Annotated in this window: 17 protein-coding genes; 11 read left to right on the top strand and 6 right to left on the bottom strand. The window is 55.9% G+C overall.

Annotation, left to right across the window (positions count from 1 at the left end; translation table 11 throughout):
* Nucleotides 1–136: 136 nt before the first annotated feature.
* Complete coding sequence (gene mltB, locus ACSZO4_RS02155; protein WP_437887195.1) at nucleotides 137–1,222, bottom strand: lytic murein transglycosylase B; 1,086 nt, start codon at nucleotides 1,220–1,222, stop codon at nucleotides 137–139.
* 265 nt (nucleotides 1,223–1,487) lie between these two features.
* Between mltB and srlA the strand changes: the two genes are divergently transcribed.
* The 7 genes from srlA (at nucleotide 1,488) to gutQ (ending at nucleotide 6,439) form a co-directional block, all read left to right on the top strand.
* On the top strand, nucleotides 1,488–2,051 hold the full coding sequence (gene srlA, locus ACSZO4_RS02150) for a PTS glucitol/sorbitol transporter subunit IIC (RefSeq protein ID WP_437887194.1): 564 nt from the start codon (nucleotides 1,488–1,490) through the stop codon (nucleotides 2,049–2,051).
* Nucleotides 2,048–3,019 carry a PTS glucitol/sorbitol transporter subunit IIB gene (gene srlE, locus ACSZO4_RS02145; RefSeq protein WP_437887193.1) on the top strand — a complete coding sequence of 324 codons (972 nt, stop codon included), beginning with the start codon at nucleotides 2,048–2,050 and terminating at the stop codon, nucleotides 3,017–3,019. The genes srlA and srlE overlap by 4 nt, the downstream gene beginning before the upstream one ends.
* A gap of 10 nt (nucleotides 3,020–3,029) precedes the next feature.
* The gene (gene srlB / locus ACSZO4_RS02140; protein ID WP_437887192.1) at nucleotides 3,030–3,392 is read left to right on the top strand and encodes a PTS glucitol/sorbitol transporter subunit IIA; all 363 of its coding nucleotides are present in this window, start codon (nucleotides 3,030–3,032) and stop codon (nucleotides 3,390–3,392) included.
* A 17-nt stretch (nucleotides 3,393–3,409) separates the two neighbouring features.
* Nucleotides 3,410–4,189, top strand: coding sequence for a sorbitol-6-phosphate dehydrogenase (srlD, locus tag ACSZO4_RS02135; RefSeq protein WP_437887191.1), 780 nt, complete (start codon nucleotides 3,410–3,412; stop codon nucleotides 4,187–4,189).
* A 94-nt stretch (nucleotides 4,190–4,283) separates the two neighbouring features.
* Nucleotides 4,284–4,643: a transcriptional regulator GutM gene (gutM, locus tag ACSZO4_RS02130; RefSeq protein WP_437887190.1), complete on the top strand. Its 360-nt coding sequence runs from the start codon at nucleotides 4,284–4,286 to the stop codon at nucleotides 4,641–4,643.
* 67 nt (nucleotides 4,644–4,710) lie between these two features.
* Nucleotides 4,711–5,484, top strand: coding sequence for a glucitol operon DNA-binding transcriptional repressor SrlR (gene srlR, locus ACSZO4_RS02125; RefSeq protein WP_437887189.1), 774 nt, complete (start codon nucleotides 4,711–4,713; stop codon nucleotides 5,482–5,484).
* The gene (gutQ, locus tag ACSZO4_RS02120; protein ID WP_437887188.1) at nucleotides 5,477–6,439 is read left to right on the top strand and encodes an arabinose-5-phosphate isomerase GutQ; all 963 of its coding nucleotides are present in this window, start codon (nucleotides 5,477–5,479) and stop codon (nucleotides 6,437–6,439) included. Before srlR ends, gutQ begins: the two co-directional genes overlap by 8 nt.
* Here gutQ and norR read toward each other — a convergent pair.
* Complete coding sequence (gene norR, locus ACSZO4_RS02115) at nucleotides 6,436–7,950, bottom strand: nitric oxide reductase transcriptional regulator NorR (RefSeq protein ID WP_437887187.1); 1,515 nt, start codon at nucleotides 7,948–7,950, stop codon at nucleotides 6,436–6,438. The genes gutQ and norR overlap by 4 nt on opposite strands.
* Nucleotides 7,951–8,129: 179 nt before the next feature.
* On the opposite strand from norR, the gene norV reads away from it, so the two are divergent.
* Both norV and norW read left to right on the top strand, forming a co-directional pair.
* Complete coding sequence (gene norV / locus ACSZO4_RS02110; protein WP_437887186.1) at nucleotides 8,130–9,578, top strand: anaerobic nitric oxide reductase flavorubredoxin; 1,449 nt, start codon at nucleotides 8,130–8,132, stop codon at nucleotides 9,576–9,578.
* Nucleotides 9,575–10,723: an NADH:flavorubredoxin reductase NorW gene (gene norW / locus ACSZO4_RS02105; protein WP_437887185.1), complete on the top strand. Its 1,149-nt coding sequence runs from the start codon at nucleotides 9,575–9,577 to the stop codon at nucleotides 10,721–10,723. Before norV ends, norW begins: the two co-directional genes overlap by 4 nt.
* On the opposite strand, the gene hypF is transcribed toward norW, so the two are convergent.
* The 4 genes from hypF to ACSZO4_RS02085 all read right to left on the bottom strand — a co-directional run bounded on the left by hypF (nucleotide 10,689) and on the right by ACSZO4_RS02085 (nucleotide 16,817).
* Complete coding sequence (hypF, locus tag ACSZO4_RS02100) at nucleotides 10,689–12,923, bottom strand: carbamoyltransferase HypF (RefSeq protein ID WP_437887184.1); 2,235 nt, start codon at nucleotides 12,921–12,923, stop codon at nucleotides 10,689–10,691. The two genes, norW and hypF, sit on opposite strands and share 35 nt — an antisense overlap.
* Before the next feature lie 4 nt (nucleotides 12,924–12,927).
* Nucleotides 12,928–15,078, bottom strand: a complete 2,151-nt coding sequence (gene fdhF, locus ACSZO4_RS02095; RefSeq protein ID WP_437887183.1) for a formate dehydrogenase subunit alpha — start codon at nucleotides 15,076–15,078, stop codon at nucleotides 12,928–12,930.
* 35 nt (nucleotides 15,079–15,113) lie between these two features.
* A complete protein-coding gene (hydN, locus tag ACSZO4_RS02090) occupies nucleotides 15,114–15,659 on the bottom strand; it encodes an electron transport protein HydN (RefSeq protein WP_437887182.1) in 546 nt (181 codons plus the stop codon).
* Between the two features lie 147 nt (nucleotides 15,660–15,806).
* Nucleotides 15,807–16,817 (bottom strand): LacI family DNA-binding transcriptional regulator, encoded by a 1,011-nt coding sequence (locus ACSZO4_RS02085; RefSeq protein WP_437887181.1) that lies wholly within the window; start codon nucleotides 16,815–16,817, stop codon nucleotides 15,807–15,809.
* 254 nt (nucleotides 16,818–17,071) lie between these two features.
* On the opposite strand from ACSZO4_RS02085, the gene ascF reads away from it, so the two are divergent.
* Together ascF and ACSZO4_RS02075 are read left to right on the top strand one after the other, a co-directional pair.
* Nucleotides 17,072–18,517: a PTS cellobiose/arbutin/salicin transporter subunit IIBC gene (gene ascF / locus ACSZO4_RS02080; RefSeq protein WP_437887180.1), complete on the top strand. Its 1,446-nt coding sequence runs from the start codon at nucleotides 17,072–17,074 to the stop codon at nucleotides 18,515–18,517.
* Nucleotides 18,518–18,534: 17 nt separating this feature from the next.
* Nucleotides 18,535–19,959, top strand: a complete 1,425-nt coding sequence (locus ACSZO4_RS02075; protein WP_437887179.1) for a 6-phospho-beta-glucosidase — start codon at nucleotides 18,535–18,537, stop codon at nucleotides 19,957–19,959.
* Nucleotides 19,960–20,042 lie beyond the last annotated feature (83 nt).

The following is a 20,042-nucleotide window of genomic DNA, read 5'->3' as shown; positions in this document are numbered from 1 at the left end:
AAGGGTTACATCCGTCATTACGCACCTCAATATGTTATAACATAACAATACTCAGTCGCGTAGATGAAGTAAATTGGAGTTTGTCCGAGGAGTTTTGCGAAATGTTTCCGTCCCCTTCCGCAGAAGGGGAACAGAGTTAGCGAACGCGTGCCTGCGCGACAGTCTGACCAAGTTGCCAGACGGCCATTGCGTAGTGGGTACTGTGGTTATAGCGGGTAATGGCGTAGAAGTTGGGCAGACCGTACCAGTACTCGTAGCCTGTCCCGACATCCAGACGCAGCAGACTGGCCTGTTGATGGTTACCCAACGACTGCTGCGGCGTTAATCCGGCCGCCATCAGTTGCGCCACGCTGTAGTTGGTTTTAAAACCGTTCTCCAGCCCAGGCGCCTGACCGCTGGCGGGCACAGCCACCAGATCGCCTTTCACCCAGCCATGCTCTTTGAAGTAGTTTGCCACGCTGCCGATGGCATCGACCGGATCCCACAAATTAGTGTGTCCATCGCCATTAAAATCAACGGCATATTGTTTATAAGACGAGGGCATAAACTGCCCGTAGCCCATTGCCCCGGCAAAGGAACCTTTCAGATTGAGCGGATCATCACTTTCATCCCGCGCCATCAGCAGGAAGGTTTCCAGTTCTCCGCTAAAGTAGGCAGCGCGACGCGGGTAGTTAAACGCCAGCGTCGCCAGAGCATCAAGAATACGGGTTTTCCCCATCACCCGCCCCCAGCGGGTCTCAACGCCAATAATACCGACGATGATTTCCGGCGGTACGCCGTAGACCATCCATGCGCGGTTGAGCGCATCTTCATACTGGATCCAGAATGCCACGCCATTTTGTACCATATCCGGAGTAATAAACTGGTTGCGATAGCGTAGCCATGCGCCGGTTGGCCCACTCGGCCCGACGCCAACAGGCGCCTGTTTATCCATCAGGCGCAGCACATAATCCAGTCGCTTCGCCTGAGAGAGAATCTCATGCAGTTGCTGACGGTCAAAGCCGTGCTTGCTCACCATATCGTTGATGAACTGCTCTGCTGCGGGATTGTTGGCGAAATCCCCGCCCATCATGGTGACATTGTGCTGCGGCTCAAGCAGGAATCCGCCGGAAGGGGCGCTTGCTACGGGTTGTGGAGACGCTTCGGTTTGCTGAGGTTTGCTGCTACAGGCAGCAAGTAAAACGAGCGTGGGAATAAGAGCTGCGTAACGACGCTTAAACATGGGACATCCATTTAACTTCAATCAGCCAGAGTGAATTATGGTAAAGCATGTGCCCTTGCACAAGGAAGCCCCTTCATCCCTCTTCTTCTTTTCGTTGTCTGAAAAACCCTCTCCATTTTCTTTCGCCAGAGATCATTAAAATAAAACTTTCATTGTGATCGTTTTATCTTTCATATTGAGATCTAAATAACACTTTCAAACCTTTCAAAATGATTATTATAAGCGCCAGCCACACAACAACAAAAGATCCCTGAAGGAGAGAACAATGATCGAAGCCATTACCCATGGTGCCGAATGGTTCATCGGGCTGTTTCAGAAAGGCGGAGAAGTCTTCACCGGTATGGTCACCGGTATCCTGCCTCTGCTGATTAGCCTGCTGGTTATCATGAATGCACTGATCAACTTTATCGGTCAGCACCGTATTGAACGGCTGGCCCAGCGTTGCGCAGGAAATCCCGTCACCCGCTATCTGCTGCTGCCGTGCGTCGGCACTTTTGTCTTCTGTAACCCAATGACCTTAAGCCTTGGGCGCTTTATGCCTGAGCGCTACAAACCCAGTTATTACGCGGCGGCCTCCTACAGCTGCCACTCAATGAATGGCCTCTTTCCGCATATCAACCCGGGCGAACTCTTTGTCTATCTCGGCATCGCTAACGGCCTGACCACTCTGGGCCTGCCGCTGGGGCCGCTGGCCGTCAGTTACCTGCTGGTAGGCCTGGTCACCAACTTCTTCCGTGGCTGGGTAACGGATCTGACCACCGCTATCTTCGAGAAAAAAATGGGCATTCAGCTTGAGCAGAACGTACAACTCGCCGGAGCAACATCATGAGCCGCATTGTGATTGAAAAAGGAACGGGCGGCTGGGGCGGCCCACTGGAGCTCGACGCCACTCAGAGCAAAAAGATCGTCTATATCACCGCCGGCACGCGCCCGGCGATCGTTGACAAACTGGCGCAAATGACCGGCTGGGAAGCGGTCGATGGCTTTAAAGAAGGGGAACCGCCGGAGGCGGAAATTGGCGTGGCGGTGATCGACTGCGGCGGCACCCTGCGCTGCGGTATCTACCCGAAACGCCGTATTCCCACCGTTAATATTCATGCCACCGGCAAGTCTGGCCCTCTGGCGCAGTACATCCTGGAAGACATTTATGTCTCAGGAGTGAGAGAGGAAAACATCCGCTGCCAGGATGGAGAGTTCACCAGTCAGCCGGTGAAACGGGAAGCGGCAACACGGGATTACGACAGCAGCAAAAAAATCACCGAGCAGAGCGACGGCCTGCTGGCAAAAGTCGGCATGGGGATGGGCTCTGCCGTGGCGGTACTCTTCCAGGCCGGACGCGACACCATCGACACGGTACTGAAAACCATTCTGCCGTTTATGGCCTTCGTCTCGGCGCTGATCGGCATCATCATGGCCTCCGGCCTCGGGGACTGGATTGCCCATGGCCTGGCGCCGCTGGCCAGCCACCCGCTGGGTCTGGTCACGCTGGCGCTGATCTGCTCCTTCCCGCTGCTGTCGCCGTTCCTTGGCCCGGGCGCCGTTATCGCTCAGGTTATCGGCGTGCTGATCGGCGTGCAAATCGGCCAGGGCCATATTCCTCCTCACCTCGCGCTGCCTGCGCTCTTTGCCATTAACGCCCAGGCTGCCTGCGACTTTATTCCGGTAGGGCTTTCGCTGGCAGAAGCGCGCCAGGACACGGTGCGCGTTGGCGTTCCGTCGGTGCTGGTCAGCCGCTTTTTGACCGGCGCGCCGACGGTACTGATTGCCTGGTTTGTCTCCGGCTTTATCTATCAATAAGAGGTTGTTCATGAGCGTGATTTATCAAACCACGATTACCCAGATTGGCGAGTGCGCACGCGACGCCCTCAGCGACCGGATGCTCATTACCTTCCGGGAAGGCGCCCCCGCCGATGTCGCCGAGTTTTGTTTTATCCACTGCCACGGCGAACTGACTGGCGCGTTACAGCCAGGAACGCGCTTTGAGCTGGATGGCAAAAGCTACCCGGTGACCGCCGTTGGCGAGGTGGCAGAACTGAATTTACGCGAGCTTGGGCATATCACCCTGCGTTTCGACGGGCAAACGCAGGCGGAATACCCCGGCACGGTACATGTTGCAGGTAACGTGCCGCAGAGCATTAACCCCGGCTGCACACTCAAATTTGTCGCTTAAGCAGTAAGGAGAAAAGTATGAAACAGGTTGCCGTTGTCATTGGTGGAGGGCAAACCCTCGGGGCGTTCCTCAGCCGTGGGCTGGCCGCAGAAGGTTATCGCGTCGCGGTGGTGGATATTCAAAGTGATAAAGCCGCCACGATCGCGCAGGAGATCAACAGCGAATTTGGTGAGGGCATGGCGTACGGTTTTGGCGCCGACGCCACCAGCGAGCAAAGCGTGCTGGCGCTCTCTCGCGGCGTGGATGAGATTTTTGGTCAGGTGGATCTGCTGGTCTACAGCGCCGGCATTGCCAAAGCGGGCTTTATCAGCGATGTGCAACTCGGGGATTTTGACCGCTCATTGCAGGTGAATCTGGTGGGCTATTTCCTCTGCGCCCGCGAGTTTTCCCGCCTGATGATCCGCGATGGTATTCAGGGGCGCATTATTCAGATCAACTCTAAGTCCGGCAAAGTGGGCAGCAAGCATAACTCCGGCTACAGCGCGGCCAAGTTTGGCGGCGTTGGGCTCACCCAGTCGCTGGCGCTGGATCTTGCTGAATACGGTATAACCGTTCATTCGCTGATGCTCGGCAACCTGCTTAAATCGCCGATGTTCCAGTCACTTATCCCGCAGTACGCCAGTAAACTGGGGATTGAGGCCGAACAGGTTGAGCAGCATTACATTGATAAAGTACCGCTCAAACGCGGCTGCGATTATCAGGATGTGCTGAACATACTGCTGTTTTACGCAAGCCCAAAAGCGGCCTATTGCACCGGGCAGTCCATCAATGTGACCGGCGGTCAGGTGATGTTCTGACCCGAACGACCCTCAGCCCTTCCCCCCGCCCTCTCCCCGCTGGAGAGGGTCAGGGTGAGGGGAAAAAAATGCACTCAGTTAAATGGAGTTCACGATGGTTACTGCACTGATTACCCTTGCCGCCATCGCCTGGCTCAGCCAGATGGCGATGGGCGGCTGGCAGATTCACCAGTTCAACCGGGCGTTTGACAGGCTCTGCCAGCAAGGGCGGGTTGGTGTCGGGCGTTCCGGAGGTCGCTTTAAGCCCCGGGTGGTGCTTGCTGTCGCTTTCGACGAACAGGATTACGTCAGCGGTTCGCTACTGATGCGCGGTCTGACCGTTTTCGCCAGACCGGTTAAAATTGACGCAATTAGCGGACTAAAACGTGAAGAATTACAGCCTGACGTGATCTTTCCCCATGATCAAAGCTGTCAGGATGCTCTATCATTAGCGCTTAAAATGAAACGTGGATAATTTCGTTGTGAACGCTATTAGCTTGCGAAATTATCATTTCGAAATTTAACGCAGGATAACAGCGCTTATGAAACCACGTCAGCGGCAGGCGGCCATTCTTGAGCATCTGCAAAAGCAGGGAAAATGCTCCGTTGAAGAGCTGGCCGCATTTTTTGACACCACGGGCACCACCATCCGTAAAGATCTGGTGGTGCTTGAGCACACCGGGACAGTTATCCGCACCTATGGCGGCGTTGTACTGAGCAAAGATGAAACCGACCCGCCTATTGACCATAAAACACTGATTAACACCCAGCAAAAAGGACTAATTGCCCGTACTGCCGTGGGGTTTATTCACGATGGCGATTCGTTGATCCTGGATGCCGGTAGTACGGTGCTGCAAATGGTCCCGTTGCTCAGCCACTTCAACAACATCACCGTGATGACCAACAGTCTGCACATCGTTAACGCCCTTTCCGAACTGGATAACGAGCAAACGATCCTGATGCCGGGCGGAACCTTTCGCAAAAAATCCGCCTCTTTCCATGGTCAACTGGCAGAAAACGCCTTTGAACATTTCAGCTTCGACAAACTGTTTATGGGCACCGACGGCATCGATTTAAACGCGGGCGTGACTACCTTCAACGAAGTATTCAGCGTCAGTAAAGCGATGTGCAATGCGGCCAGGGAAGTGATCCTGATGGCGGATTCATCAAAATTTGGTCGCAAAAGCCCCAACATTGTGTGCAGTCTGGAAAGCGTAAATAAACTGATCACTGATGCCGGGATCCCGGCGGACTTTCGTGCCGCACTGGAAGCAAAAGGCATTGAGGTGATTGTCGCAGGAGAACAGCATGAATGAATTATTACTGAATACCGCCCGTCAGACCCTGCTGCTGGAGCTTCAGGAAGCCAGCCATCTGCCGGACCGTCTTGGGGACGCTTTTCTACGCGCCGCCCACGCCATTATTGCCTGCCAGGGCAAGGTCATTGTCTCCGGGATTGGCAAATCCGGCCATATTGGCAGAAAAATCGCCGCCACTCTGGCGAGTACCGGTACGCCGGCATTCTTTGTCCATGCAGCCGAAGCGCTGCACGGCGATCTCGGCATGATTGAAAGCCGCGACGTTTTGCTGTTTATCTCCTATTCCGGCTCAGCCAAAGAGTTAGAGCTGATCCTGCCCCGGCTGGAAGAGCGCGGCGTGGTGCTGCTGGCCATGACCGGCAAACCCTTATCTCAACTGGGGCTGGCGGCAAAAGCAATCCTCGATATCTCCGTCGAACGCGAAGCCTGCCCGATGTCTCTTGCGCCAACATCGAGTACGGTCAATACGCTGATGCTGGGCGATGCGCTGGCGATGGCCATCATGCAGGCGCGTGGTTTTAACGAAGAAGATTTTGCCCGCTCGCATCCGGCAGGCGCTCTGGGCGCACGCCTGCTCAACCGGGTGCATCATCTGATGCGCAAAGAAGATGTGCCGCATGTGCATATTGATGCCACCGTGATGGATGCCATGTTAGAACTGAGCCGCACCGGGCTTGGGATGGTAGCCATCTGCGATGACAACGACAGAATCAAAGGCATCTTCTCCGACGGCGATTTGCGTCGCTGGCTGGTCGCAGGCGGCATCCTCGGCGCGCCGGTGAGTGAAGCGATGACTAAAGGCGGCATTACCCTGAATGCCGAAAGCCGCGCCATCGATGCCAAAGAGACGCTGATGAAACGCAAAATTTCCGCCGCCCCGGTAGTGGATGACAACGGCAAACTGGTCGGCGCCATCAACCTGCAGGCTTTTTACCAGGCCGGGATTATTTAGCCTTTCAGCCCCAGACGCTTCGCCAGCCGGTGCAGGTTGGCGACGTCAATCTCCAGCATCCGCGCGCTCGCCGCCCAGTTACCCTGATTCTGTTCCAGCGCCTGGCTTACTCTCTCGCGCTGAAAAGCGTCCGTGGCATCGCGCAGACCGGGCGTTTGCGCCAGCATCTTAACCTGCGGCTTCGCCTGCTCCGACTCCTCTCTGAGGGCAAAATGGTGGCTGTCCAGCAGTACATCGTCGTCGCTACGCTCGGCTCTCGCCAGCACAATCCCACGATGAATCGCATGCTCCAGCTCACGCACGTTTCCCGGCCAGTGATAAGCCAGCAGAAGCGCGCGGGCGCGTGGGCTTAGCACCACCCGCCCGAGACCGAGACGCAGCCGACACTGCTCGCAGAAATAGCCCGCCAGCAGTATCACGTCTTCCCCACGTTCACGCAGCGGCGGCACGAACAGCGGGAACACGCTTAAACGGTGGAACAGGTCGGCGCGAAATCGCCCGGCCAGCATCTCCTGACGCAGGTCGCGGTTGGTGGCCGCCAGCACCCGCACATCCACCCGCAAACTGCGGTCATCACCCACGCGCTGGATATCGCCATACTGCAACACGCGCAGCAGCTTGGCCTGTAAAGCCAGCGACAGCTCGCCAATCTCGTCGAGAAACAGCGTGCCCTTGTCGGCCATTTCGAACTTACCGCTGCGGTTGCTGATGGCCCCGGTAAAGGCCCCTTTTACGTGACCAAAGAGTTCACTCTCGGCCACGCTTTCCGGCAGGGCGGCGCAGTTGAGATACACCAGCGCGTCCGCCGCGCGGGACGAGTTTTCGTGCAGGGCTTTGGCGACCAGCTCTTTGCCGGTGCCGGTTTCGCCGCTAATCAGCAAGTTCAGGTCGGAGGCTGCGACGATCTCAATCTCTTTTTTAAGCTGAACCATGCCGTCCGCCAGACCAATGATTTCAGTACTGGCGGCCTGCTCAAAGGTCGGCGAAAGGCCGGGAGCCATGTTCTGGCTTTCGAGCTGCTCAATCAGCAGCGCGTTATTAAGCGCCCCGGCCGCCAGCGCGGCAATCAGGCGCAGCTCTTCGTCGCTGAAGCTGTCGAACTGGTCAGGCGCCATGCCATCCAGCGTCAGCGCGCCAATCAGGGTCTGCCCGGCGAACAGCGGCAGGCCGACGCAGGCGTGCACCTTCAGGCTCTCCTGGCCTGGGATCAGCCCGTCATAAGGATCGGGCAGCGAGCTGTCGGCCGGAAAACGCACCACATCGCCCGCACGGGCAATGGCTTCCAGCCGTGGGTGGCCTTCAAGCTGAAAGCGGCGGCCCAGCACGTCCTGCGCCAGTCCGTCGATGGCCAGCGGAATAAACTGCCGCGCCTCATAGCGCAGCAGCGCGGACGCATCGCACTCCAGCACCTGACGCAGCGTGGCGATCAGACGCTGGAAACGGTCCGCATGACCGATCCCGCGCTGCAACTCAATGGCGATCCCCGCCAGCACATCCACTGAAAAACTCATTTTTTCCTCACTGTCATTTTGACAATGCATAGTGTCATAGTGACCATAAAAAGCATAGTCAATATGACTACCACTGTCGGATTATATAAATTAAAAACCATAAATATCAATGCATTAAAAACTGGCACGCATCCTGATATAGCAATAACAACATTCTTAATGCAGAACAGGAAAGCAAAATGACGATTCATGTAAAAAACAACATTCACTGGGTGGGTCAGCGTGACTGGGAAGTGCGCGATTTTCACGGCACCGAGTACAAAACGCTGCGCGGCAGCAGCTACAACAGCTACCTTATTCGTGAAGGCAAAAACGTGCTGATCGATACCGTCGATCATAAATTCAGCCGCGAGTTCGTGCAGAACCTGCGCGCAGAGATCGATCTCAATACTCTCGACTACATCATTATTAACCATGCGGAAGAAGACCACGCCGGCGCCTTAACGGAGCTGATGTCATATATCCCCAACACCCCGATTTACTGCACCACTAATGCCATTGACTCCATTAACGGTCACCACCACCATCCGGAGTGGAATTTCCACACCGTGAAAACCGGCGACGCCCTGGACATTGGCAACGGCAAACAGCTTGTCTTCGTTGAGACGCCGATGCTGCACTGGCCGGACAGCATGATGACCTATATGACCGGCGACGCCGTGCTGTTCAGCAACGACGCTTTCGGTCAGCACTACTGCGACGAGCGCCTGTTTAACGACGAAGTGGATCAAGGCGAGCTGTTTGAACAGTGCCAGCGCTACTATGCCAACATCCTGACGCCGTTCAGCCGCCTGGTGACGCCAAAAATCACTGAGATCCTCGGCTTTAACCTGCCGGTCGATATGATTGCCACCTCCCACGGCGTGGTGTGGCGTGACAACCCGACCCAGATTGTAGAGCTGTACCTGAAATGGGCGGCGGATTACCAGGAAGACAGGATCACCATTTTCTACGACACCATGTCCAACAACACCCGCATGATGGCCGACGCTATCGCCCAGGGCATCAATGAAGTTGACCCCTTTGTTGCGGTAAAAATCTTTAACATCGCCCGCAGCGATAAAAACGACATCTTGACCAACGTCTTCCGCTCCAAAGGCGTACTGGTCGGCACCTCGACGATGAACAACGTGATGATGCCGAAAATCGCCGGTCTGGTGGAAGAGATGACCGGCCTGCGTTTTCGTAATAAACGCGCCAGCGCCTTTGGCTCGCACGGCTGGAGCGGCGGCGCGGTCGACCGTCTGTCCACCCGTCTGCAGGATGCCGGTTTTGAGATGTCGCTGAGTCTGAAGGCCAAATGGCGCCCGGACTTTGACGCGCTGGAAGTATGCCGTGAACACGGTCGTGAAATCGCCCGTCAGTGGGCGCTCACCCCACTGCCGACGCCGGTTAGCACCGTGCCAGTTGCTGAATCCGCCTGCGCCTGCGCCGCCAAAACGGCTGCCGACCTCGGTCCTTGTATGCAGTGCAGCGTCTGCCAGTGGATTTACTACCCGGCGACCGGCGAGCCGATGCAGAACGTCGCTCCCGGCACCCCGTGGAGTGAGGTTCCGGACAGCTTCCTGTGCCCGGAATGTTCCCTTGGCAAAGAGGTTTTCGACGTGCTGGCAACGGAGGCGGTATGAACCCAGGCATTGTCATTGTCGGATCGGGCTTCGCCGCCCGACAACTGGTGAAAAACATCCGCAAACTGGATGCTGTCATACCCTTGACGCTGATCGCCCGCGACAGCATGGACGAGTACAACAAGCCGGATCTGAGCCATGTTCTGAGCCTTGGTCAGAGAGCAAGCCATCTCACCCGCCAGTCGGCGGGGGAGTTTGCTGAGCAGTTCAATCTGCGCCTCTTCCCGCACACCTGCGTCACGTCAGTGGACGCGCAGGCGAAACGGGTGAACAGCGCAGATAACAGCTGGCAGTACGACAAGCTGGTGCTGGCCACCGGAGCCCGCGCTTTTGTGCCGCAGGTAGCAGGCAGTGAGCTGATGCTGACCCTCAACAGTCAGCAGGAGTATCAGGCCTGTGAAACCCAGCTCCGGGATGCAAACCGGGTGCTGATTGTCGGCGGCGGGTTGATTGGGACTGAACTGGCGATGGATTTTCGCCGCGCGGGGAAACAGGTCACTCTGGTCGATAACGCGGCGAGCATTCTCTCGTCGCTGATGCCGCCCGAAGTCAGCAGCCGCTTACAGCACTGTCTTTCTGAAATGGGCGTTCGCGTGCTGCTCAACGCCCGTCTCAGCGGGTTGAATCAGACAGCGTCCGCAATTAACGCCAGCTTTGACGATGGACTGACGCTGGAGGTGGATGCGGTGGTCGCGGCAACCGGCCTGGTGCCGGAAACCGCGCTGGCGCAAAGCGCGGATATCCGCATCAACCGGGGGATCCTGGTGGACAGTAGCCTGCAAACCAGCCAGCCCGATATATACGCCCTTGGCGACGGCGCGGAGATCAACGGTCAGCTGCTGCCGTTCCTGCAACCGATCCAGCTGTGCGCGATGTACCTGGCAAAACAGCTACTCGGCGTCAGCGCATCACTCAGCCTGCCCGCGATGCTGGTGAAGGTGAAAACACCCGCATTGCCGCTGCATCTGGCGGGAGAAAGCGCGCGCCGCGACCTGAACTGGCACATCACCACCGATGAGCAGGGAATGGTGGCAAAGGGGCTGGATAACCAGCAGATCCTGCGCGCCTTTGTGGTCAGCGAAGATCATATGAAAACGGCCTTTGCGCTGCTTAAGACGCTATCTGCCGCCGCGCCGCCGCAATAACCCCCTGCCCTAGGGCGATGGCCCCATCGCCTGCGGGCAGGCGCTCAGGGAAAAGCAGGGTAAAATCGGCCAGATAAAAAGTCAGACGAGCCTTCAGCAGGCGGTTATGCAGTACGCCGCCGCCGAAAGCCAGGGTGGTAATATTCCGTGACTCAGCCTGCTGGCGTGCCAGGGTGGCAAAGCCGTGGGCCAGCGCATCGTGAAATGCAAACGCCCGCTCTTCAGGTTTTGCCTGCCAGGCCAGCCATTGTGACCAGAAGGTGGCCAGGTCCAGCGTCGAGCCAGAAACAGGTAACCTGACCGGATGACAAATCCCATGCGCACGCCGGGCCAGCGCTTCAAGGGCGCAGGCCGCTTCACCTTCGTAACTTAACTGCTCCGGCGCGCATCCCAGCGCACAGGCCACCGCATCGAATAAACGCCCGGTGGAAGAGGCCAGCGGCGCATTGAGACGGCGTTCAATGGCCCGGGCCAGTATCGGCCAGTTGTGCCGCTGCGCCGGGCTGGTTTCCGGCCAGGTTTGCCAGTCCGGCACAAAGGCCAGCATCTGGGCCAGCAGGTTGCGCCAGGACTGTTTTGCCGCCAGATCGCCGCCCGGCAGCGCCACCGCAGGCAATCCGCCCAGGCGCTCAAGCTCCCGGTAGTTAACCCGCAGGCATTCACCGCCCCACAGTGCGCCATTCTCGCCCATTCCGATACCGTCAAGCGCCAGCGCAATAACATCGCCGCCGTCTTTCGGCCAGCCATGCTCTGCAAGACAAGCGGCAATGTGCGCGTGATGATGCAACACCTGCTCGACCGGTAGCCCCATCCCGCCCGCCCAGGCGCTGGAGACATAGCCCGGATGGGCATCGCATACCACCTTCTGCGGGGTGAAATCGTAGATATTCTGGATAAGCCGCAATGCTTCGCGCCACTGGGCCTGAATGCCATCATCGCTCAGATCCCCCAGATGCTGGCTGATGACCGCCTGCTCGCCACGCACCAGGCAGAAGGTATTTTTCATATCCGCCCCCAGACACAGCATCGGAGGAACAGCATCAAAGCCTGGCGGTAAGGCAAAAGCATCCGGCACATAGCCGCGGGAGCGACGCAACATTTCGCCACTCTCACGTATCACCGAGTCGTCCATCCGCTGAACGATATCGCGGTTATGCAGCAGGAAACCGTCAGCAATCTGCGCCAGATCCTCCTGAACCTGAGCATTTGTCAGCGCCGGAGGCTTACCGCTCAGATTGCCGGAGGTCATCACCAGCGGACGCTGTAGCGCCTGAGCTAACAGATGGTGTAACGGATTCGCGGGTAGCATCACCCCCACTTCATCAAGCCCTGGCGCAATGCCCGGACAAAGCGTCGGCAGCCGGTCTTTTGCCACCAGCACAATGGGGGCTGCGGGAGTCGAAAGTAATCGAACGGCATTCTCGTTCAGCCCGATGGCGGAAGGGATCATCACCGCCAGGGGTTTTACCGGACGCTGCTTGCGGGCGCGTAATCGCGCGACTGCTGCAGGATTTTGCCCGTCACAGGCCAGATGGAAACCGCCAAGGCCTTTTACGGCCACAATCCCGCCATCTTCAATCAGTTGGATCGCGGCCTGTAACGCCTCGTCCCCGCTCAGCGTCTGTTGCGGGCTTTGCCACGCAAGCTGCGGGCCACATTCCGGGCAGGCTACGGGCTGGGCATGAAAACGTCGGTCCGCCGGATTGCGATACTCAGCCTCGCAGGTCGCACAGAGAGGAAACCCCGCCATGCTGGTAAAAGGGCGGTCATAGGGCATCGCGTGGATAATGGTGAAGCGTGGGCCGCAGTGGGTACAGTTGATAAACGGGTAGCGATAACGACGCTCTGCGGGGTCGTTCATCTCGGCAAGACAGGCAGGACAGGTCGCCGCATCCGGCACAATCTGCGTGTTCATGGTCCCACCCGCGCTCTGGCGGATGGTAAAAGTATCAGGTAATTGCGCCCACTGAAACGGCGTTACGCGGGTCTCGTCGATCCGCGCAAGCGGCGGGCACTGTTGATAGAGCAAAAGAAGAAAACGGTGTTCATCACCCAGCAGGCGAACTTCAACCCCTTGCGCGTCGTTGCAGACATCGCCTTTGAGATTGAGCAGCTCAGCCAGTTGCCAGACAAAGGGGCGGAAGCCCACCCCCTGTACTTTTCCATAAACACGAACACAAACACCGTTTATTGGCGTCATAAAGTCACTGTAACACTGCGCTACGCAAGCGTGTCTTCATCTGCTGATAGGTGGTCTGAGTGTACTCTTCCGCCCAGGGCTGATCCTTGATCGCACTCACCCGCACCGCGCAATACTTGGTTTCCGGCGTTTTCGAGATGGGATCAAGATTATCCTGGGTCAGTTCATTGCAGGCACCAATCCACCACTGGTAGGTCATATAAACGCAGCCGACATTAATACGCTCGTTAACATCCGCCCGGCTGATCACTTTACCGCGACGGGATTCCACCCACACCAGTTGCCGGTCTTTGATACCCAGCGCACTGGCATCCTGAGGGTTTATCTGCATAAAGCCCGGCTCGTCGGCAAGGGTTTGCAGCGCCGCGCAGTTGCCGGTCATCGAACGGCAGGAGTAATGGCCCACTTCGCGCACCGTGCTCAGAACCAGCGGAAATTCTTCATCCGGCACTTCGGCAGGCGCACGCCATGGCGCGGCAAAAAGATGCCCTTTACCGTCAGGGGTATCGAATTTGTTGTCTTTATACAGATAGCGCGTACCCGGATGGTCAAGGGTCGGGCATGGCCACTGAACATGACCCATGTCGCCCATTTTCTCGTAGGTCACACCGTAGAACAGCGGGCACAATTCGCGCAATTCATCCCAGATCTGCTGGTTATTGTCGTAGTGCATCGGGTAGCCCATTTCGCTGGCGATAAGGCTAATGATTTCCCAGTCACGCTTGACGTCATACATTGGCTCAATGGCTTTTTCAAAGCGCTGGAAACCACGGTCCGCGCAGGTAAAGACCCCGCCATGCTCGCCCCATGACGTCGCCGGCAGTAGCACATCCGCCTGTTCGGCGGTTTTGGTCATGAAAATGTCCTGCACAACCACGAAATCCAGGGCCTCAAAGCCTTTGCGCACCAGGCCAAGGTCGGCTTCGGTCTGCAACGGATCCTCGCCCATGATGTAATAGGCTTTGACCTTTCCTTCCAGCGCCAGGTGCGGAACTTCGGTAATACGCACGCCAACTTTGTCATCCATCAGCGCCGGGTCAATGCCCCAGGCTTTGGCAAACTTCTCACGAACCGCCGGATCAACCACGTCCTGGTAGCCAGGGAACTGGTTCGGGATAACCCCCATATCGCAGGCGCCCTGGACGTTGTTCTGCCCGCGCACTGGCCCCACGCCGACGTTTTCACGCCCCAGATTACCGGTCAGCAGCGCGAGGCTGGAGAGCCCTTTAACCACATCCACCGCCTGGCCGAACTGCGTTACCCCCATCCCCCACATAATAGTAGCCGTCGGTGCGGCAGCAAAAGTGCGCATCGCTTCGCGCACTTGTTTGGCCGGGATACCGGTCAGATGCTCGACATCTTCCGGCGCATAGTCTTTAACAATCTCGCGGTACTCTTCAAGCCCGGTGGTAAAGCTGGAGACATATTTCTGATCGTAGAGTCTCTCTTCCAGCAGTACATGACCGAAGGCGTTAATCAGCGCCATATTGCAGCCGTTTTTCAGCTGGAGATGCTGGTCGGCAATACGTGCGGTTTCGATGCGGCGCGGGTCGCAGACGATGATCTTCGCCCCGTTCTGTTTTGCTTTAATCACTCGTCTGGCCACAATCGGGTGTGAATCGGCGCAGTTATAGCCGAAGACCAGCAAGCAACTGGAGTTTTCAATATCGCCGATTGAGTTACTCATTGCCCCGTTACCCAGAGTCTGCTGTAACCCGGCAACGGACGGGCCGTGGCAGACACGGGCGCAGCAGTCGACGTTGTTGGTATGCAGCACGCCACGGGCGAATTTCTGCATCACAAAGTTGGTTTCATTACCGGTGCCGCGAGATGAGCCGGTGGTCATAATGGAACGCGGGCCATATTTGGCTTTGATCTCGCCAAGGCGTTTGGCGGTGTAACGAATGGCTTCTTCCCAACTTACCGGGGTCAGTTTTCCACCGCGTTCATAGCGGATCATGGGCTGGGTCAGACGCGGGGTCAGCAGTTTTGTATCATTGAGAAAATCCCAACCGTAATAGCCTTTCAGGCACAGTTCGTTCTGGTTGGTTTTTCCATCGGCGGCTTCAGCGCGGATAATTTTGCCATTATCCACCACCAGTTTCAGTTTGCAGCCCGCGCCGCAATAGGGACATACGCTCGTAATTTTTTTCATCAGTAACAGACCTGTTAAATGTGAAAGTTATTTTTTTAGAACACCATACTGACCGCACCCTCAAGGGCGGTGCGACGGCGTTTCTCGGCTGTCATTTGTTCCAGTACACTTCGATCGACACAGATCAACGCATTCGTCGGACAGACTTCCATACAGGCTGGGCCCGTATCGCGTTGATAACATAAATCGCATTTGTTGGCTTCGGCCTTTTGCCCAGACATGTGCAGGCCAATTCCGTTTTGCCGGACCACCGGGCGAGTGACCACTTCCATCGCACCGTAAGGGCAGGCCACCACGCAGGTTTTGCAGCCGATGCAATGCTCCTGCATCACATGAACAAAACCTTTATCACGGCTGATAGCGCCGTTCGGACAGACGTTAGCGCAGGGAGCATCTTCACACTGGCGGCACATGGTTGCCGTCGATACGTTGAGGCCCCGAATAACATGAATACGGGGTAAAAAAGTTTGTGGGGTAAGGGCTGCACAATCCTGCTGCTCCTGGTGAGAAACCACACAGGCGACTTCGCAGGTACGGCAGCCAATACATTTACTGGCATCCGCCATAATAAAACGGTTCATCGTCTTCTCCAGCAATGAGTTGATCACGCCGGTTTATACATATTCCATGCCAGAATGCATTTATCTGTAATATATAGGTATTTTATTTATCAGGATGATAACAAGGCTGTCATCGACAGAAGTGACGATGACAGCTGACGAGAATATTTAGCCGGGAAAAGAAATAAGTGAATCACGTAACACTAATTCACCCATAAACGGGGGATGAAATTTAAAGTCGCCGCCATCAAGCATAAAGATTAAACGCTCGATAGTTTCCTGAATCATTTCTGTTACCGGAATTTTGACGCTCGATAAAGCCGGGACAACATAGGGAGCAATAGCAATATCATCAAAGCCAATCACCGACACTTTTGCAGGTACGGCAATTCCCCGATCGTGGAGTTTTTTAATCGCGCCAATCGCCATATCATCATTACTGGCGACCAGTGCCGTAAATTCCTCACCGCGATCCAGCAAAGTTTCTACAGCCTCGGCCCCACTTTTCGCCGACCACTTTCCTTCTATAATCAATTCATTACGAACAGAAATCCCCTGCTGCATCAACGCCGCTTTATAGCCGGAAAGGCGTTCAATACCGGTGGGTGAATCTAACGAGCCGGTAATAAAAGCGATATTACGGTGCCCCATATCTGTTAATTTTGTCACCGCATTCAGGCTTGAGGCTTTCTGATCGCACCACACACAGTGGCTGCTGTTATTATGTAAACGGCGATTGAGAACCATTATCGGTTGCGAATGATTCCTGACGATAGCATCCATTTCTTCGACGTTTAAAAAACGCGGATAAATAATGATCGCGTCACACTTTAAATCCAGCAAATATTGAATAGCCTGGCGCTCTTCTTCCGCGCTGTGTTTTCCATCGGCAAGAATTAACTGCCGCCCCTGATCTTCGGTCATTCGCGCGGCGTGAAACAGCAACTCACTGAAGTAGACGCCGTGATAAAGGGTATTGGTGACCACCAGCCCAAGGGTTTGCGTTCTTTTGGTCGCCAGACTGCGCGCCAGCAGATTTGGCCGATAGCCGCTCTCTTCTATCGCCTGGAAGACCCGATCTTTTGTCTCCTGGCTGACGTAGCCATTGCCCGACAGAACCCGCGAGACCGTCGCTTTCGACACCCCTGCCCGCTTCGCGACCTCAAGCATTGTGGTCATGTGACTTATCCGTTTGAAATTGATGCGTTGCAGTGTACTTCACCCGGCCGCGAATGTCGTAGTGCGAAAAGTCAGCGTTAAAAATAATGAGCGATCGGCATCACAAATTTAAAACAAGATCAAAATGTGATCTTGTTTACCTATAAAAAACTCATCATCATTTTGTGGAACCGGTTTCCTATTCAGTGTTTCAGTAACGGTTAAATAACCGGAAATTGAAGCCGTACTTTATTGATAAAACAGGATATAACCCGATGTCGAAGAATTATGCGGCGCTGGCTAACGCAGTGGTAGGTGCGTTAGGTGGGGCTGACAACGTTGCGGCCGTGACCCACTGCATGACGCGTCTGCGCTTCGTGGTGAAAGACGAAACCAAAATTGACAGCCCTGAACTCAAGGGCATCAGCGGCGTAATGGGCGTGGTACGCAACGACAACCAGTGCCAGGTGATCATCGGTAACGCGGTGTCGCATGCATACCGGGAAGTGGTGTCGCTCCTGCCGACGGAAATGCAACCCGAACAGCCCGCAGGCAAACAAAAACTGACCCTGAGACGCATTGGCGCAGGCATCCTTGATGCGCTGATCGGCACCATGTCTCCGCTGATCCCGGCTATTATCGGCGGATCCATGGTGAAACTGCTGGCGATGGTGCTGGAGATGTCCGGCGCGCTGCCAAAAGGTTCTTCAACCCTGACTATCCTGACGGTGATTGGCGACGGCGCTTTCTTCTTCCTGCCGCTGATGGTCGCCGCTTCAGCCGCGGTGAAATTCAAAACCAATATCTCGCTGGCGATTGCCATCGCAGGCGTACTGGTGCACCCCAGCTTTATTGATCTGATGGCGAAAGCCGCTCAGGGCGAGCATGTGGAATTCGCCCTGATCCCGGTGACGGCGGTGAAATACACCTATACCGTTATTCCGGCGCTGGTGATGACCTGGTGCCTGTCGTACATCGAACGCTGGGTGGACAAAATCACCCCGGCGGTGACCAAAAACTTCCTTAAACCGATGCTTATCGTCCTGATTGCCGCGCCGCTGGCGATCGTCCTGATTGGGCCTTTGGGGATCTGGATCGGTAGCGCTATTTCCGCCCTGGTCTATACCATTCACGGTTACCTCGGCTGGCTGTCGGTTGCGATTATGGGCGCCCTGTGGCCGCTGCTGGTGATGACCGGGATGCACCGCGTCTTTACCCCAACCATCATTCAGACCATTGCCGAAACCGGCAAAGAAGGGATGGTTATGCCATCTGAAATTGGCGCTAACCTGTCGCTTGGCGGCTCCTCCCTGGCGGTGGCCTGGAAAACCAAAAACCCGGAACTGCGTCAGACCGCGCTGGCGGCTGCCGCGTCTGCTATCCTTGCCGGCATCTCTGAACCTGCGCTGTATGGCGTGGCGGTTCGCCTCAAACGCCCGCTTATCGCCAGCCTGATAAGCGGTTTTATCTGCGGGGCAATCGCCGGGATTGCCGGACTGGCCAGCCACTCAATGGCCGCCCCCGGATTGTTCACCAGCGTACAGTTCTTCGATCCGGCAAACCCAATGACCATTGTCTGGGTATTCGGGGTCATGGCGCTGGCGGTGGTGCTCTCTTTTGTTCTGACGCTGCTGCTCGGGTTTGAAGACATTCCTGTAGAAAAAGAGGCGCAGAAATCGCAGGCGAAAACGTCTGCACCCGTTCAAGAAGCACGAGCCTGAATAGGAGCGAGATCAGCATGTCAGTCTTTCCAAAAGGATTTTTATGGGGCGGCGCGATTGCCGCCAACCAGTCCGAAGGGGCATATCTGGAAGGCGGGAAAGGATTAACCACCGTCGATATGATCCCGCACGGCGTCAACCGCCTGCCGGTCAAACTTGGCCAGGAAAAGCGCTTCACCCTGCGTGAGGACGAGTACTACCCAAGCCACCAGGCGATCGATTTCTATCATCGCTATAAAGAAGATATCGCCCTGATGGCGGAGATGGGCTTTGGCGTATTCCGCACCTCCATTGCCTGGAGCCGTCTCTACCCGAACGGCGACGAGTTAACGCCGAATGCCGAAGGTATCGCTTTCTATCGCGATATGTTCGCCGAGTGCAAAAAGTACAATATTGAGCCGCTGGTCACCCTGTGCCATTTCGACGTTCCTATGCATCTGGTCACCGAATATGGCTCCTGGCGTAACCGCAAAATGGTGGAGTTTTTCACCCGCTACGCCCGAACCTGTTTTGAGGCCTTCGACGGTCTGGTGAAATACTGGCTGACCTTCAATGAAATCAACATCATGCTGCATAGCCCCTTCTCGGGTGCCGGCCTGGTGTTTGAAGAGGGCGAAAACCAGGATCAGGTGAAGTACCAGGCGGCGCACCATGAGCTGATTGCCAGCGCGCTGGCGACCAAAATTGCCCATCAGGTAAACCCGCAAAACCAGGTTGGCTGCATGCTGGCGGGGGGGAATTTCTATCCTCTGACCTGCAAACCTGAAGATGTGTGGACGGCGCTGGAGAAAGATCGCGAGAACCTGTTCTTTATTGACGTACAGGCACGCGGCACCTATCCGGCCTATGCGGCGCGCGTCTTCCGGGAAAAAAACGTCAGCATCGTGAAAGAAGCAGGCGACGATGAGATCCTGAAAAATACCGTCGATTTTGTCTCCTTCAGCTATTACGCCTCACGCTGCGCATCCGCTGATATGAATCAGTTGAACACCAGCGCGGCGAATATCGTCAAGTCACTGCGCAACCCGCACGTTCAGGTAAGTGAATGGGGCTGGGGTATCGACCCGCTGGGTCTGCGCATCACCATGAATATGATGTACGACCGCTACCAGAAGCCGCTGTTCCTGGTGGAGAACGGACTCGGGGCCAAAGACGAGTTCACCGCCGAAGGCGAAATCGAGGACGATTATCGTATCAGCTACCTGCGCGAGCATATCCGCGCGATGGGCGACGCCATTGAAGATGGTATCCCGGTGATGGGCTACACCAGTTGGGGCTGTATCGATCTGGTCGCGGCGTCCACCGGGGAGATGAGCAAACGCTATGGCTTTATCTATGTCGACAGGGACGATGCGGGCAAAGGTACGCTTGAGCGCAAACGTAAAAAATCGTTCTGGTGGTACAAGAAAGTTATTGCCAGCAACGGGGCTGATTTGGATTAAGTCGAGCCTGTACATAAAATTGTGTAATTGCCTGATTTTGATATGTTCAATCCAACATCAAAAGCAGGTTAATTTATGGACGA

Origin of the sequence: Phytobacter sp. V91 (genome assembly GCF_965644225.1) — a bacterium.
Taxonomy (GTDB): Bacteria; Pseudomonadota; Gammaproteobacteria; order Enterobacterales; family Enterobacteriaceae; genus CBFFRJ01.
Note: the sequence above shows the minus strand (reverse complement) of the source record. Positions and strands in the feature narration are given on the sequence as shown.

Coding starts and splice junctions, on each gene's coding strand:
- norW (WP_437887185.1), top strand. CDS start 9,575: ATGAACCCAGGCATTGTCATTGTCGGATCGGGCTTCGCCGCCCGACAA.
- mltB (WP_437887195.1), bottom strand. CDS start 1,222: ATGTTTAAGCGTCGTTACGCAGCTCTTATTCCCACGCTCGTTTTACTT.
- srlE (WP_437887193.1), top strand. CDS start 2,048: ATGAGCCGCATTGTGATTGAAAAAGGAACGGGCGGCTGGGGCGGCCCA.
- fdhF (WP_437887183.1), bottom strand. CDS start 15,078: ATGAAAAAAATTACGAGCGTATGTCCCTATTGCGGCGCGGGCTGCAAA.
- ACSZO4_RS02085 (WP_437887181.1), bottom strand. CDS start 16,817: ATGACCACAATGCTTGAGGTCGCGAAGCGGGCAGGGGTGTCGAAAGCG.
- srlD (WP_437887191.1), top strand. CDS start 3,410: ATGAAACAGGTTGCCGTTGTCATTGGTGGAGGGCAAACCCTCGGGGCG.
- ascF (WP_437887180.1), top strand. CDS start 17,072: ATGTCGAAGAATTATGCGGCGCTGGCTAACGCAGTGGTAGGTGCGTTA.
- srlB (WP_437887192.1), top strand. CDS start 3,030: ATGAGCGTGATTTATCAAACCACGATTACCCAGATTGGCGAGTGCGCA.
- gutQ (WP_437887188.1), top strand. CDS start 5,477: ATGAATGAATTATTACTGAATACCGCCCGTCAGACCCTGCTGCTGGAG.
- hydN (WP_437887182.1), bottom strand. CDS start 15,659: ATGAACCGTTTTATTATGGCGGATGCCAGTAAATGTATTGGCTGCCGT.
- srlA (WP_437887194.1), top strand. CDS start 1,488: ATGATCGAAGCCATTACCCATGGTGCCGAATGGTTCATCGGGCTGTTT.
- hypF (WP_437887184.1), bottom strand. CDS start 12,923: ATGACGCCAATAAACGGTGTTTGTGTTCGTGTTTATGGAAAAGTACAG.
- ACSZO4_RS02075 (WP_437887179.1), top strand. CDS start 18,535: ATGTCAGTCTTTCCAAAAGGATTTTTATGGGGCGGCGCGATTGCCGCC.
- srlR (WP_437887189.1), top strand. CDS start 4,711: ATGAAACCACGTCAGCGGCAGGCGGCCATTCTTGAGCATCTGCAAAAG.
- gutM (WP_437887190.1), top strand. CDS start 4,284: ATGGTTACTGCACTGATTACCCTTGCCGCCATCGCCTGGCTCAGCCAG.
- norV (WP_437887186.1), top strand. CDS start 8,130: ATGACGATTCATGTAAAAAACAACATTCACTGGGTGGGTCAGCGTGAC.
- norR (WP_437887187.1), bottom strand. CDS start 7,950: ATGAGTTTTTCAGTGGATGTGCTGGCGGGGATCGCCATTGAGTTGCAG.